Source organism: Lactobacillus sp. ESL0259 (genome assembly GCF_003693045.1).
Classification (GTDB): Bacteria; Bacillota; Bacilli; order Lactobacillales; family Lactobacillaceae; genus Lactobacillus; species Lactobacillus melliventris.
Map to the genome: position 1 here is coordinate 13,946 of NZ_REHP01000011.1, position 15,197 is coordinate 29,142.

Annotated in this window: 13 protein-coding genes and 1 pseudogene; 7 read left to right on the forward strand and 7 right to left on the reverse strand. The window is 35.4% G+C overall.

Annotated features, from left to right (window positions below):
* Positions 1-9: 9 nt before the first annotated feature.
* The 5 genes from F5ESL0259_RS08015 to F5ESL0259_RS08035 form a co-directional block, all read right to left on the reverse strand.
* Positions 10-501, reverse strand: a complete 492-nt coding sequence (locus F5ESL0259_RS08015) for a hypothetical protein (RefSeq protein WP_122038101.1) — start codon at positions 499-501, stop codon at positions 10-12.
* Positions 491-1,282 (reverse strand): MurR/RpiR family transcriptional regulator, encoded by a 792-nt coding sequence (locus F5ESL0259_RS08020; RefSeq protein ID WP_122038102.1) that lies wholly within the window; start codon positions 1,280-1,282, stop codon positions 491-493. The genes F5ESL0259_RS08015 and F5ESL0259_RS08020 overlap by 11 nt, the downstream gene beginning before the upstream one ends.
* A gap of 73 nt (positions 1,283-1,355) precedes the next feature.
* Positions 1,356-2,996, reverse strand: a complete 1,641-nt coding sequence (locus F5ESL0259_RS08025; protein WP_122038103.1) for an alpha-glucoside-specific PTS transporter subunit IIBC — start codon at positions 2,994-2,996, stop codon at positions 1,356-1,358.
* A 19-nt stretch (positions 2,997-3,015) separates the two neighbouring features.
* Positions 3,016-4,359 (reverse strand): 6-phospho-alpha-glucosidase, encoded by a 1,344-nt coding sequence (locus tag F5ESL0259_RS08030; RefSeq protein ID WP_122038104.1) that lies wholly within the window; start codon positions 4,357-4,359, stop codon positions 3,016-3,018.
* A gap of 235 nt (positions 4,360-4,594) precedes the next feature.
* Positions 4,595-5,524 carry a cytochrome C5 gene (locus F5ESL0259_RS08035; protein WP_122038105.1) on the reverse strand — a complete coding sequence of 310 codons (930 nt, stop codon included), beginning with the start codon at positions 5,522-5,524 and terminating at the stop codon, positions 4,595-4,597.
* A gap of 150 nt (positions 5,525-5,674) precedes the next feature.
* Between F5ESL0259_RS08035 and F5ESL0259_RS08040 the strand changes: the two genes are divergently transcribed.
* The 4 genes from F5ESL0259_RS08040 to F5ESL0259_RS08055 all read left to right on the forward strand — a co-directional run bounded on the left by F5ESL0259_RS08040 (position 5,675) and on the right by F5ESL0259_RS08055 (position 7,930).
* Complete coding sequence (locus tag F5ESL0259_RS08040; protein ID WP_122038106.1) at positions 5,675-6,913, forward strand: MFS transporter; 1,239 nt, start codon at positions 5,675-5,677, stop codon at positions 6,911-6,913.
* Between the two features lie 157 nt (positions 6,914-7,070).
* Positions 7,071-7,322: a hypothetical protein gene (locus F5ESL0259_RS08045; protein WP_052059690.1), complete on the forward strand. Its 252-nt coding sequence runs from the start codon at positions 7,071-7,073 to the stop codon at positions 7,320-7,322.
* A complete protein-coding gene (locus F5ESL0259_RS08050; RefSeq protein ID WP_122038107.1) occupies positions 7,316-7,648 on the forward strand; it encodes a type II toxin-antitoxin system PemK/MazF family toxin in 333 nt (110 codons plus the stop codon). The genes F5ESL0259_RS08045 and F5ESL0259_RS08050 overlap by 7 nt, the downstream gene beginning before the upstream one ends.
* 27 nt (positions 7,649-7,675) lie before the next feature.
* Complete coding sequence (locus F5ESL0259_RS08055) at positions 7,676-7,930, forward strand: hypothetical protein (protein ID WP_122038108.1); 255 nt, start codon at positions 7,676-7,678, stop codon at positions 7,928-7,930.
* Between the two features lie 306 nt (positions 7,931-8,236).
* Here F5ESL0259_RS08055 and F5ESL0259_RS08060 read toward each other — a convergent pair whose 3' ends face one another.
* The gene (locus tag F5ESL0259_RS08060) at positions 8,237-9,481 is read right to left on the reverse strand and encodes an MFS transporter (protein ID WP_122038109.1); all 1,245 of its coding nucleotides are present in this window, start codon (positions 9,479-9,481) and stop codon (positions 8,237-8,239) included.
* A gap of 104 nt (positions 9,482-9,585) precedes the next feature.
* Here F5ESL0259_RS08060 and F5ESL0259_RS08065 point away from each other — a divergent pair, with 104 nt between their 5' ends.
* Both F5ESL0259_RS08065 and F5ESL0259_RS08070 read left to right on the forward strand, forming a co-directional pair.
* Entirely contained in the window at positions 9,586-10,443 is an 858-nt protein-coding gene (locus tag F5ESL0259_RS08065; RefSeq protein ID WP_122038110.1) for a helix-turn-helix domain-containing protein, read from the forward strand.
* A gap of 201 nt (positions 10,444-10,644) precedes the next feature.
* Positions 10,645-11,280, forward strand: coding sequence for a hypothetical protein (locus F5ESL0259_RS08070; RefSeq protein WP_122038111.1), 636 nt, complete (start codon positions 10,645-10,647; stop codon positions 11,278-11,280).
* A 330-nt stretch (positions 11,281-11,610) separates the two neighbouring features.
* On the opposite strand, the pseudogene F5ESL0259_RS08075 reads toward F5ESL0259_RS08070, so the two are convergent.
* A pseudogene (locus F5ESL0259_RS08075) lies at positions 11,611-13,038 on the reverse strand (PTS transporter subunit EIIC).
* Between the two features lie 478 nt (positions 13,039-13,516).
* Between F5ESL0259_RS08075 and F5ESL0259_RS08080 the strand changes: the two are divergent.
* Positions 13,517-15,112, forward strand: coding sequence for an ABC transporter ATP-binding protein (locus tag F5ESL0259_RS08080; RefSeq protein ID WP_255409587.1), 1,596 nt, complete (start codon positions 13,517-13,519; stop codon positions 15,110-15,112).
* The last annotated feature ends 85 nt before the right edge of the window (positions 15,113-15,197 follow it).

Here is a 15,197-nt window from a genome sequence, read left to right on the forward strand (position 1 = left end):
TAATTCTACCTATTTCCTAATAAATATACTAATTGTTAAAACTAAACAAAAACCAAAGATAGTCAAAAAGATAACAGCAGGCACTTTGATAAAACTGCTTTGACATTTTAATTTGCCGGATTGTTCATTAATACGTATGATGCCAAAAAGCGCCAAAATCAAGCAAAAAATGTTACCGACCATTAACTGGCTGATCGCCTGACTGAACATCAAAAAATGATAATTGCCCTCATGTTTAAGAATCAAATCTTTCTTGAGCCAAATATAATAACCCATGATAAAATCCGTAAGAGCTACTATCATATCTATTGCAATCAAAGGTGTATTGTTCAAAACTACATTGATGTTTTGTTTAGCAACAGATGATGTCAAAATTATAAAGCTGCCGAAGAACAAGGGAATTAAAATCAAAGCATAGATATAGGTTGTCAAAATTTTTTTGGTGTCTAAATGAGCCCTGTCTAACAAACTAATCACAAAGTTGTTTATCTTACTTACCATTTTTATCACTTTTTTCTTTTTGCCAAACACCAAACTTATTTATGATGAAATCCACCAAGGTGTAAGCTAGTATAAATGACACATCATTGCTAGACGAAAATTTTACAGTCGGATAGTAGAAATTATAGTCGGAAAGCGAAGCAAGTTTATTTTGCTTTAGGTCTGTAAAGGAGACATAACGCAATTTGTTGTTAACCATCTCAAACTTACCCAGTTCATCGTTAATTTCTTTATTATTACCCGTGTAAGAAATAATAAAGAGCATGTCGCCTTTTTCTGCTATTTTTCCTACCATTTCCAGTTCACTGACAGCAGCTGGCAAAACTATTGATGAAATGCCAAAAAGTAAAAGCTCGTGAGAAAGATAATCAGACAGCATCTGTTGAATCCAGCCGGTAGAGTAAATATAAATATGCTTAGCATTACTTAGCTCATTGTAAAATTCATCTAACTTAAGAACCTTAAAATTTTTATGTAAGTTTTCGATTTCTTTTATTATGCTTGCATCAAAATTGTCAGGTATAAATTTACTTATATTATTTTGTTCTTTTTCTTGGACGACTTCATTTAAGTAAAATTTCAATTCATTATATCCGCCCAAGCCTAGGTGCTTACATAATCGGAAAATCGCCGAACGTGAAACGTATAATTTGCGCGCAAGCTCAGTAAGACTTAATCCTTTACACGCTTTTGCATTATTTATAATAAATTGAATGACCCTTATTTCAGAATCATTCAATTTACCACTATTTTGATAGACTAAATATTCTAATTTTGACATAGACCAACGCTCCATATAAAGTAATTTTACATATGACAAATTGCTTTTACCTATACAAGCGTTCTAGCCATAATTAATCTTGCTTATTATCCTGCTTTCTTAATTCCTGCATTGCTTCAAGAACTTGGGCAACGTCTAAGCCAACAATAACCTGAATTGCTTTGCCGTGATGGACAACATTAACGGCCTTGGCTGCCTTAAACTGAGCATCAGAGCCCATCTTATTAGGATCAGCCACAGTGACACGCAATCTCGTCGCACAAGAACTTAACTCTTTGATGTTGGAACTTCCACCTAATAAATCTAAGAAGGCTGTTGCTCTTTCAACGTATGGATCAGTTTCTTTCTCATTTTTAGATGGCCGTGCGGTAGTTGTGGCACTGGAAGCTGATTCTTTTTTAGCTTGATATTCCTTCTTATTTAGTAGATGTACATCTTCGTCATCTTTTTCCCTTCCTGGAGTAGCATAATCAAATTTAATAATCATAAATTTAAAAATAAAGAAGGTAAGAATTGCAAAAATAATACCAATTGTAAATTGTACTAGAAATGTTTGCCAGTGATTGGCCCAGAGTGGTATCCAGTTTTCTGCCGCCATATCAATGCTGCCAAATATAAAGTTACCAACAACACCAAAACTGAACATAATAGTGTTCATAGTAGCTGAAAGTAATGAATAAATTACCCATAAAATTGGAGCCGCAAACAAGTAGGTAAAGTCAATTGGTTCAGTAATGCCAGCAAAGAATGAAGTCAAAGCTGCTGGAATTAACAAAGCTGAAGTTTGCTTCTTTTTATTTTTTTTAGCTGTCGCATAAAACGCTAAACAAATTACCGGAGCAAGGAATACTTTTTCATTACCCCACAGTTGGAAGCCCATTTCAGGAGCCAGTTGCTTTAACGGACGTGTACTTAACGCAAATTTAGTTAAATGTTTTAGCCAATAAGGTTGTAATCCACCTGCAACTACAGCTGGACCATACTGAAACGGAATATATACCAAATGATGAAGTCCAGTTGGAATTAAAATACGATTGAGAAAATTATAAATCCACACTCCAATAACGCCACTGTTAGTAATAAAGTGTTGCATACCAGTTATACCCAGCTGAACTTTTGGCCAGCCCCAGCAGGTAATAAGTGCCAGAGGAATCATAAGGAAAAAGCCTAAAATATAAACATATGTGGACCCTTGAAAGGTTCCCAGCCAGTCCGGCAATTTCTTATCAAAATAATGATTATGTAACCAAATTACTATACCAGCAACCACTAGAGCACCAATAATACTAGTGTCTAGCGTTTTGATCCCAGCTATTTCTGTTAGTCCGTGGTTAGTGGAATTTTCCACAATCTGGATTTTATCAAAGTTAGGAATACCAAAACTGGCGCCCCAGTGAGATAACATAGCAGCAACAAAATAGTTGTAAGTCATGTAGGTAATTACAGCTTCCATGGCAGCCCTACCTCTGGATTTATTTGCTAGACCAATTGGTAGACCTACAACGAAAAGCAAAGCTTCCTGCTTAAAAACTGTCCAACCACCTGCGCTAATTGTATCCCAAATTGAATACCAAGTTGTCCCTGGATTTGCCAGAGAGCCGAAAACTGCTTGGTTGTTAAATAAGCTGCCTAAGGCAACTACAATACCCGCAAACGAGAACAAAAGCACTGGCACAAACATTGCTGCACCAAACTTTTGAAACTTCTGCATCATAAGACATCATCCCCAATCACTAATTAAGTTCTGGCCAGTATGGCTTGTTTTCTGGGATCATGTCATCAAGAATCTTTTTCGCTACAGAAGCATCAGGAACTGTCTTATTAAGAGCAAAGGCTTGCCACATCTTAGTGTATGAATGTTGTTCATAAGCATCAACTACCAACTTTTCACATGCTTGTTGTTCTTCTATCAATCCCTTTTGGAATCTACCGGCCATTCCAGTTGCCATAGGTTGAACTCCGTCCGCGCCAAACAAGCAAGGTACTTCAACAATAGAATCAGAATCAATATTGGCAATAGCGCCGTTATTAGGAATGTTAGCAAAGAATTTTTCATGAGTGTTATAAGCAATCGCATGACAAATATCAACAATATAATTAGAGTGTTCGGCATTAGCCTCCCAGATATTGCCTTTAGCCGTACCAGCTTTTACAATTCTGGCACATTCACCAAATACTATTTTTTGCCGGTATTCACGAATCTCATCAGTTCTAGTATGGTTAGGGTCTGCATTTTTCACCTCATATTGTGGGAAGTAATAATATTGCATATAAGTATTAGGTAAAGTTTCTGGATCAAGAGCATAGCAGTCCTTAGCTTTTTTAAAGGTTTCGGCCCAACTGGTCTCTGTTTCCTTATCAAATTCACCACCGATCCAGTAGCCATTTTCAGATATGTGCTTCTTAAGAAGAGGCATTAAATCTTTGCCAGTCTTTTTATCACGAACTTCTTTCCACCAGCCAAAGTGATTCAAGCCATAGTAGTTAACATCAAGATCGTGGTAGTCGTTTAAGCCGCAAATTTTAGCCATTCTAGTCATAATTTCTACCGGCATGTCACAAATATTAATTACTTTAGCATTTGGTCTTAATCTACGGCAAGCTTCTGCAACAATAGCTATCGTGTTGGTATAGTTAATCATCCAAGCATTTGGCGAGTACTTTTCCATCCAGTCGATTATCTCAATAATAGCTGGAATAGAACGCAACCCATATGCCATTCCTCCGGGTCCGGTTGTTTCCTGACCATTAACGCCATATCTTAACGGAATCTTTTCATCGAGTTCACGCATGTGGTATTTACCAACCCGAATTGATCCCATAACGAAGTCAACATCTGTGAATGCTTCTTTAGGATCAGTCGTATACGAAAATTCAATTTGCGGTGCGCGCTCTTTCATAATGATTGCACATGCATCACCAATTTTCTTTTGCCTTTCGGCATCGTTATCATAAAACTTCAGCTTTCTTAGTGGAAATCTGTCCTGATTTGCAATTAAGCTTAAAACAAATCCTGGTGTATAAGTACTGCCTCCACCTGCAATGACTACGGAATAGCGTTTATCTTTTTGGGACATATTTTTCTCCTTTTAATTCACTCTGCTCATTTTGAGCTGTTATTTTCTAAGCTAGCTTACTTTTATATTTATAACATCTTTCTTATTTTTTGTATCCGCTTTCCAGGAAAGTGAATACGTATTTCACAACTTGAGATATTTGTTTCATTTTCAGAAATTAATTTCACAAAAAAACTGGCACCACTAAGGTGCCAGCATTAATGCTAATTAAGTTAAAAGTTATGAGAAGACTATTTTAGACGAACCTGTCTTTTTTAATTACCCGATAAATAGAAATAACTAAAACTAAAATTGCGCAGAAGATTGCCACGTAAGCCATTGGTCCAACGCTAATAGCGGCTTGTGCCTGAGCACTTGCCATGCGATTTTCCACCGCATATTCTACAATCCACTTACTCAATAGGCGCGGAGTCAACACAAAACTGATGGTTGCCACAATTGAAGCAGCTAAAGCCGTATTGCGTGAATATGGTTCACGGAAAAATTGTGCTAAAACGCAAAATGCAGGTGCAATCATTAAAAGCAATATCCACATGATAATTAAGCGTCCAGCACTGCTGTTCATCATTTGGGCACTGTTAGTAGCGTAGCGATATTTACCCCAAAGTTGTCCACCAGTTAGGGTATTTAATAAACTCAAGAAGTATGATCCCTGTTGACCATAGACGCCACCACGATTAGATAAAATTCCCTGCACAATCTGTAACCCATCGGTTGAACCAGCTGTGGAAAAATTAACTGTTACTACTTTTTTCATGTAAGTCGCCAGAAACATGATGATCGAGCCCCCAAACTGCAATGCCCGTAACATGCTTAATTTCCGAGATGACTTCATTTTAAATTCTAGGCTAAGAACGCGATCGGGATGGTGACTGCGGCCAATGACGAAAATACCGATTGCGACAATAACAGCCAGTCCAGCAAGGAGCCACCACAGTTTAGCCATAACTAAGAAAATAGCCAAAACAACAATGGCCACCGCAACATATGGTCGATCAGCAAATATATCCCAAAAATTTAATTTTAACTGACGATAATCGGCACGAGTCTGAGACGTGTCATGCCCTCTGAGTGCTGTTTTCGTCATTTCTTTATTTTGAAGCTGGGACTTTTGGCTGTGTTTTTGGCGATATTCCTGCCTAGTTAAATGCGAATTTTTTTCCATACCAGCACCCCTTCCTTTCAGAAATAATATCCTAACATGATTAATATGAAAATATCAGCTATTTAGCAAATTCTTAGCAAATTTATTGTGCTAAAATAGAAAAGATATCATATTTTTTAGAAAAATCTTAAAAAAGAAAGCGAGGACGTTTTGACAGTTTCCGAAAAATTTCCAGCTGGCTGGCATAAAGCTTTTGTTACTTTATGGCTAGGCTGCTTTATTACAGGCATGGGCTACTCCATGACAATGCCTTTTATTTCATTATTTATCGCTGACCTAGGAAACTACAGCAAGTTGCAGATTAGCATGTATTCCGGTCTTGCTTTTGCCATGACCTTTATTGCTCAGGCAATAGTTTCACCTTATTGGGGCAATCTGGCCGACAGAAAGGGCCGTAAGTTAATGTGCATGCGTGCTTCCGGAGTCATGGCTTTGACCATTACTGCTACCGGCTTTGCTCCTAATGCCATCTACATTATTGTCATGCGTTTTATTCAGGGTGCTTTTTCCGGATATATTAACAACGCTACTGCGTTAATCGCAGGGGAAACTCCCCATAGAAAAAGCGGCTGGGTGATGAGTCAAATGATGACTGCCGGTACTGCTGGAAACTTGGTAGGACCACTTTTAGGTGGCGTTTTGTCAAACTTCTTCGGTAACTGGTTAGGTGGCGTTTGGGGCTACCGCATTCCGTTCTTTATTACCGGCTTCTTGATGGTGCTCGTCTTCTTAGGGTCAACTTTCTTAGTTCATGAAAACTTTACTCCGATTTCTCGTGCAGAAATGAAGCCAATGAAGGAAATTATGCAGTCTTTGCCTAACGTTAAGCTAATTGTGGTCATGTTCGTAACTACTCTCTTAGTGCAGGCCGCTAACATGTCAATTGATCCAATTGTTTCTTTGTATGTCAAATCGATGATGCCTAATAGCAAAAACATTGCCTTTGTGGCGGGGATTGTGGCCGCAACCCCAGGTCTCGGAACATTGCTGGCTGCTTCCAAAATCGGACATAAAATGGATGAAATTGGTCCGCTAAAAATATTGCGTCTTGGTCTATTTGTAGGTGCGATCCTCTTTATACCTATGGCTTTGACACATTCACCTTGGGTGCTGGCAGGATTGCGTTTTCTGCTCGGAATTGCCAGTGCTGCCATGTTACCGGCAGCACAGACCGTTTTGACACTGAACACTCCAGCCGAAAGTTTTGGTCGGATATTCAGCTATAATCAGTCTTTTCAAGCGGTCGGTTCAGTGTTTGGGTCACTTATGGGCTCCACTATCTCGGGACTGTTCAACTACGCAACTGTTTTCTGGACTACAGGCTTTACCCTACTAATTAACTTTATTCTCATTATCTTTTTCAGTTTGAGAAAAAGTGCTAATAAATAAGAACTAACTTACAACTAATAAAGTATCCTAATTTTGGTGGTCACATCATATTTCGTTCAGGATGCTTTTTTGTTTTGCTTGATCTCCGTAGATAAACATTGTATAACTTTATTACATTTCAGGATATACATTGTTTATTTTTTATAGGGGGAAAATTATGATTCGTGCTACTATATCTAAATGGGGTAATTCTAAAGGCATCCGATTAAACCAAGCAGTCCTGCAAGCATTAAACGCTACTATAGGAGATCAGTTAAACTTTAAAATTGAGGACAACAAAGTAATAATGTCAAAGCAAGATGATACACCTGATTTAACTTTTGAAGAACTTTTTAAAGATTATTCAGGTGAAGAATTTGATACCGAAATTAAGTTACCAGATGAGAGAAAAGGAAATGAAAAATGGTAATTAAGCAAGGATCTATTCTATTAATGGATTTAAGTCCTAAACAGGGGCATGAACAATCTGGCAAACGACCTTATTTATATTTAAGCTATAAAGGGGTTGAAAAATACGCTCATATTGCTGTGTTTGCTCCTATAGCAACTACTAAAAGACACTACCCATTATATCAAGAATTACCTGCTGCATCTCAAACAAAAGGCGTAGTCATGCTAGATCAGCTAGTTACAATCGATTATCATAATCGATCATTTCATTATTTAGAGCAACTACCTGATGATTATATGGAAAAGATACTCAAAATTGTAAAAGTAGTTTTTCAGAAAGATTAGCCAAGCAGTTTTTCTGTAAATAATTCCATGATATGTTGTGAAGCTAAGATTGGTCTTTGTTTTTTTAACACGGTCTTAACAGTTCTTATATCTTCACCAAAGAAATACAGAGTAGCAGAAAAGTCTGTTAAATCACCTTTATTTATTGAGATAGATCAAGATGAAATCTATGCTGCAGCATTACTGCAGCATGTTAGGGCGATAGATCCAACTGTCAGAATGAAAGGTAATATCAAAGTAAGATTAGACGAAGCTAATATGAAAAAATTAGCACAATTTTAGTTCAATTTTTTAAAAAAGCAAAAACTGTACTGAACCCCAAAAATTATCCAACTTTTGGCTCTTTTTTATGTCTAAATTAGCTAAACAAGATAAAATTATAATCTATCAGCTTTGGCATAATTATCAAATTAAGACCAAACTAAAAGAACTAACTCCGATCAAATAAGGGCAATTAGTTCTCAGTTAACAACTAATAAAGTATCCTAATTTTGGGATTCACATCATTATCTTGACGGCTTTTTATATCTGGCTTAGAAAAATGCTGGCAAAAATCAGATATTGCAAATTTACCAGCTAAACAGCTGTTTAATTCCCTTTTTGTGCGGATTTTCTCATCACCAATAAGGTAATAACAAAAAGCAGAACACTGACTATCAATAATCCTAAAAGAGAATAATGCACGTTTGTCACAGCCGATAAGGTGGTAAAAGCAGTTGTCATTAAGGGGCTGGCAATTAATAAAATCGTATTGATCAGGCCAATGGAAGACGCCAAAATTTTATGATCAACTGCACCTACCATCCACTGGGTTAATTTTGGCGTAGCAGTTCCCGCAAAAAAGCCTAAGATACAGTAAGTTATTAAACAGAACCAGATTTGTTTGCATAAGATCGCAATTATGACACTTGCTCCAGCAATATTGGCTAACATAATAATGATATAAAGGCTAACATTTTTAAATAAATTCGTACCAAAAATACTGCCTAAGGCAGCGCCTATTCCTGCCATAGCGCCAATTAACGCAATTGTAAAGCTGTAGGTTCCGATGACCATCACCTGACGATTGCCCGCAATTATAATAGAAATCAGGGGCTCGATCGTGCTGAGAACTCCATTTAAAACAGCGATTACCAGTACGGTAGTAATTAAGCCACTAGCCTTTTTAACTTGTTTTAATGATAAGGCCAAGGTGGACCAAAAGCCACGATCATCGACTTCTTGTGTGACAGTTGAAATACCCTTTTTTCGTTTATTCCTAGCAATATTGCAATAGATCAATCCTGCCACAACGAAAGTCAGGCCGTTAATTACAGCCAGCGCAGAATATGACATGAATAACAAAAGTCCTGATCCAACAAACTGACTAACCAAAGTGATTACCTGTGAGACACCGCTGGTAAAGCCTTCAGCTTCAGCGATCTCATCCTTTTTAACCAGGCTAATAATTAGTGGTGTAGTAAGTCCACCAGAATAAGTTCCGGCCGTATCAGAAATAAAGTTGATGATAATTACCATTATTACTAAATTCCAACCGGCAATATTCTGACTAAAAAGAAAGCCGACTAGCAAATAGAACGCTCCTCTAATCATAGCCATCCAGACTATTTTTTGAAATTTATTCTGCGTCCGGTCAGCTAGATAGCCACCAACACTGGAAAACAGCCGGGGAACTGACTCCGAAATAGCAATTAATGATAAGGCCAGCGAATAGTTTTTGAGCCGACTGGCGTAAGTCATCAGCGCTAAATAGAATAAAATATCTCCAGCACTGGATAAAATACTGGCAATTGAAAACTTGCGATATTCTTTATTTTTAAAAAAGATAGTCATAATTTTTTCTCCTTTTTAGCTTTCTTTATTTTCAATTGTACTTAAGCTAAAATTGAGAATAAAAAAGTGTCATATATGAAACAAAAAATTAGTGAGGTTAAATTATGACTATAGGTGCTTTACTTAGACAATACCGTTTAGAAGCTGGGAAAACTCAACGCGCATGGATTGGCGATGTTATCAGCCCCTCTTTTTACTCTAAAGTAGAAAAAGATCTGACCCGTATTTCAGCGGCAGATTTAATTGAACTATTACGGCAAAATCACGTTAAAATTGCTACTTTTTTTAAGCAACTTGATTACCAGGCTGAAAGTGAAGATAATCTCAAAAAGAAGATTAATGCCCAAATGACAGACGCTTATTATAATTTTGATATTAAACGCCTAAAAGAAATCAAACAGGCTATTGCAGGTAGTGGGCTTGCTAGTAAAAATGAGTTAATGTTACGTGTGAACTCGATCCTGGCTATTATAGATGGTACTAAAGAGAAATTAAGCGCTGCGGAAATCCAGCAACTAAAAAATAAATTCTTTAATGAAGAGAATTTTGACTGGAAAACTATCAAAATTTTCCTGAATTGCATGGTTTTTTATGATTTTGCCACTGATATGATCATTACTAACAAAATTTTTCAACAATTTAAAGATAGCGAAAATGACGGTCTTCAATTTATAGTGTTGGGAATATTAATCAATATGATTAGCATTTGTCTGGAAAAAAACAAGTACCAGCAAGCAAAGCAGTTGGTGGAAAAATCCTATGAGATTCACACCCAGCCACTAACCTGCTTTAATAAGATGACTCTATTATTCTTGGAAAACATTATTAACTATCATTTTGATCCCCAACAGGTTTATCTGGATAATTGCGCAAGGCAAATAGAAGAGTTTGCCTTAATCGGCATGACTGAATATAGTAAGCAGTTGCAAAAAATTGTGCAGGAAAAAACCGGTGCATTTTAGTATAAATAGAAGCTAGTTCCAGCATTTACTTGAAACTAGCTTTTTATTACAATTTGAATAATGAACTTTTATATTCTAAGTCCTACTAAACAGCAAAAATTATTCATTACTGCTAAGAAAAACGCTTTCTAAAAAAACAAGACGTAGTATAATTAAATACAAATAAAATGGTTACTGCTAAATTGTGAAAGTGTGAATATCATGAAGTCAAACGAAGAAATGATTGCAGGACAACAACTCTATCCTGCGAATAATTCAGGATTTAGTAACTTGGATAAAAGTGTAACTGTTGGACATAAAGTAAACATTCTGCATGTAATCTTAGGACTAGTTTTAGTCATTTTGGTGTCATTATTTATGACTGGATTTGGTTATCAACCTTGGTGGGTGTTGGGACTCATAATTTTGGTGGGAATTTTTATTACTTTACCAACATGTTTTAGTGGATATTGGCAGATTAATAAAAACGGAATTACTGTGTTAAGTTATAGTTCAAATGATGTAATGAAACTTATGCAGTTATTACATATCAAAAAAAGTTATACAAAATCATATTTATTTGAGAATATCACTAAGGCTGAAATTACATATCGTAAAAAAGTTAGAATTAGCCCAATTGATTTTAATCCAGACTTTTTTAAACTAAATTTGACTGTGAATAATAAAGTAATTCAATTAGAATTAGGAAATATTCATGCAAAAGATTTAGTAGAAATTGTTGCTATCTTTAATACTCATGGAGTAGCCGTTTATGATAGACAACAGATAGTTTGGCTGCTTAAAGAGAATAAAAATTTATTTAATCACTTTCATAATGGTAAATGGGCATCACTATAGTTGTGTTAGGACTAGAAAAGCATAACTTATCCAATTTTCTATTGCAATATGAAAAAGTAGTTTTAGTGAATGATCCTGCTTAAGTAGATAATGCACAATTACATTATCCACAAAAGCAGGATTTTTTGTTGAGTCTATGACAGTAAAAATAAAATGTGAATAAATATAGCGTAAGCAAATTGGTAACTAAACCCTATTTCACATTTGCCATCAATTTAATTTTTGAGTAAAACAAAAACCAGGCTTTCTAAACGAAAAGCTTGGCTTTTTTACTTGCAGCAATTGGCTGAAGCAATATGTTCTAACATAGAAATCTGGCATTATAGCTGTTTATTTTTTAACCAACAACTCGGCTACTTGATCATCTTTAGTTAGAGCAGTAAATTTCTTATTATAAACATAATCTTTCTTGGTTTTTAAAGTAGTATCATCTTTACGACCAGGCGTATTGAGATCGAACTTAGTAATTACAAATCTAAACAAGAAATAGTAAACAACGAAATAAACAATACCTAAGAAGATGATTGGAACCCAATTAGTTCTGGCATTTCCGGGTAACACACCATAAAGAATAAAGTCTATTAAGCCACCGGAAAAGGTAAAGCCTACTCCTACTTTTAGCAATGCTACAAAGACTGCAGAAAAAGCAAAAAGTACACAGTGAACGCCAAAATACAAAAATGGTGAAGCAAATAAAATAGTAAATTCAAGTGGTTCGGTAATTCCAGTTAAAATGGAAGTTACTGCAGAAGATACTAAAAGTCCCTTAATTTCACTTCGTTTATCTTTACGAGCAACAGAGTACATTGCCAGGGCAGCAGCTGGCAAGCCAAAAATCATTTCTGGGAACTGAAATGAAAAGAATCTTGCAGCTTCATACGAAATTTTCCCGCCGGCAGCTAATTGTGCAAAGACAATTTTTTGGGCACCTTGCACGGTATGACCAGCAACAACGGCCGTTCCACCTACTGCTGTTTGCCAAAACGGCAAATAGAAAATGTGGTGTAAACCAAATGGTATCAACATTCTGTAGATTAATCCGTATAGAAAGGAACCAACTACTCCTGATTTAGCAATAAAGAAGCCCAAAGCAGAAATTTCAGCAGCAAAATAAGGCCAAATATATGAAAGCAAAATTCCTATTATTACGCCAGAAACCGCAGTGGCTATTGTCGGAAAGTGGGTCCCGCCAAAAAATGAAATTACATCTGGCAGTTTAATATTGTAGTACTTATTATATAGCCATACGACTATCAACCCAATAATAATTCCCCCGAATACTCCCAGGTTCATTGTGTTGTTAAAACCCAACACATTTGTAATTAAGCCATTAACTTGTTTGAGCTGATTTAAATTTCTGAAATTTTTAATTGAACTGGTTAACTAAGCGTACATTAAAAAGTAGCCTACAACCGCAGAAAGCGCAGCGACCCCTTTTTCACTTTTCGCCATTCCCAACGCTATAGAGACAGCAAATAGCAAGCCTAGATTGTCAAAGACTACAGAGCCACAGTCATTTAAAATGCTTAAAAACCTGTTTAACAGCATCCCTGGCGATAAAATACTTTCCAAATGATACAACTTTATAAAAGTCGGACCGGTAAAAGAAGCACCCAATCCTAGAAATAATCCCGCTATCGGAAGCAACGAAATTGGCAACATGAATGTCTTGCCAACCTGTTGCGCCTTAGCATAAATTTTTCCCTTCATTATTTTCCTCCTGTATCTGTTTAAATACTCCGGATCAGATGTTCTCATTAAGACAAAATATAAACAATCCTTTGTGATTCGTAGAAACTATTTTTTTCTGTATTTATAATGAAATACTTTTTTCTATGCTTAATATCCTTCAAATTAATACTAACCTGACCTGCCTATTTTTAAAAAAACTTTCTATAATTTTTTACGCAGAACTATCAAAATAACTATTATTTTATAATTTTAAAAAATATAACTTTATTTTAAAATAGTTCTTTCGATTATAAAATGTTTAGCGTATAGTGAGAAGACGTAGAAGAATTTAAAATAATTAGATACTTTTACTTATGTTTTTTAGAATAGAAAGGATGTTTATATTAATGGGAAAGTATAAAAAATATGATAAGTTAAATTATTATCTTGCGCTCTTTTTTTCGGGAATAGTTTATCCCCTTGTAAACTTATTGCTTGCTTTGGTGTTAAAAAGATTAATTGACTCAGGGATTGCCAGGAATGTTTATGAATTAAAAAATGCAATATTTGTTTATTAGTATGTATATTTTTGGCAACTGCTGTTTTTACCAGTGAACTAACCAAGAACAAGTTTGTTAATAATTTTAGTAAAAAATATCGCAGGCATATTTTTAATGAGATTATTGCAAGTGACCTAAATGAATTCAGCAACAATAGTACCGGAGATTTTTTAGCAACAATGACCAATACTGTCTCAACAATTGAGGAAAAATATATCAAATCTTTTTTTAGTATAGTTTCTAACTCGTCATTATTGCTTTTCTCGATTATAGGGATGTTTATGATTAACTGGCAGCTGTCAATAGCAGTGCTAATAGTAAGTTTAGTGCCAATTATTGTTATGAGTTTGTTGGGTGGGAAAATGCAGGCAAAGCAGAATCTGGCTTTGACGCAACAAAATGCCTATGTCTCCAAGGTAAAAGATGCATTTTCCGGCTTTTTAGTAATAAAAAGCTTTAATATTGAAAAACAAATTAGCAAAGAATTTCAAAAAACTAACGATAAACGGGCAGATAGTGAGTTTTCTCTGTCAGAACTTAATAATATTTCGGTATCAATTTCAAACTTTTCTGGATATTTAGTTTTTCTGGTTGCATACGGACTTGGTATGTTTATGGTAATTAATGGAAACACCAGTATTGGTGGAGTTACAGCAATTGTGCAATTAGTTAATTTTATTGTAATGCCACTGAGCAAATTGGGTCTGGAAATGAATAACAAAAAGGCTGGTTTAGCCGCCAGCAAAACTCTGAATCAGTTGCTGGAGAAAGTGCATAATCCGGTAAAAGATAACAGCAACTATTTGAAATTGAACAGATTTGAAAATGAGATCAAATTGACCAACGTTAGTTTTTCCTATCCCCAGCATGGTGAAACGGGAAAGAGGGTACTTTCACACATCAATTTACAAATAGAAAAAGGCAAAAAATACGCGCTTGTAGGTATGTCGGGCAGCGGTAAGACAACATTATTAAAGTTACTAATGAGATATTACAAATTGACTAAGGATGGCAACATCAGTATAGATAACGTAAATATCAATAACATTAATTTGTCATCGCTTTATAAACTAATAAATATTGTCCAACAGGACGTCTATATTTTTGATAATTCTCTTGTGTATAATATAATGCTAGGCAAATCTTTTACAGATAAAGAACTGAATTATGCTATAAATAAGGCTGGTTTAAGAAAGCTAGTAGACGGCAATTCTAAGGGCGTTGATCTGAATGTTGGCGAAAATGGCAAAGCTTTATCTGGTGGCCAAAAGCAGAGAATTTCTATAGCGCGAGCATTAATTAGAAAAACACCTATTTTATTAATGGATGAAGCAACGTCATCTTTAGATCAAAAAAATACTACTGCAATTGAAAATGTCATTTTAGAAATAAAGGATTTAACATCAATTGTGGTAACACATAAATTGAATCCCAACTTATTACAAAAATATGATGCGATAATTTTTATGAAAGACGGCACTATTACTGAAGAAGGTTCTTATGAAGAATTAATGAAGCAAAAAGGTGATTTATATAATCTATGCAGCCTAACTATGACTAATTACTTTATAGCAATCAATGTTTTGAAAAAATTGCAATAGAAATTGACATAGCAAAAAAGCGTGCTTAAAAGCACGCTTTTTCTTGTTTATTTTGCTCACATGAGCCGAGTCTTATCTTTGCCAA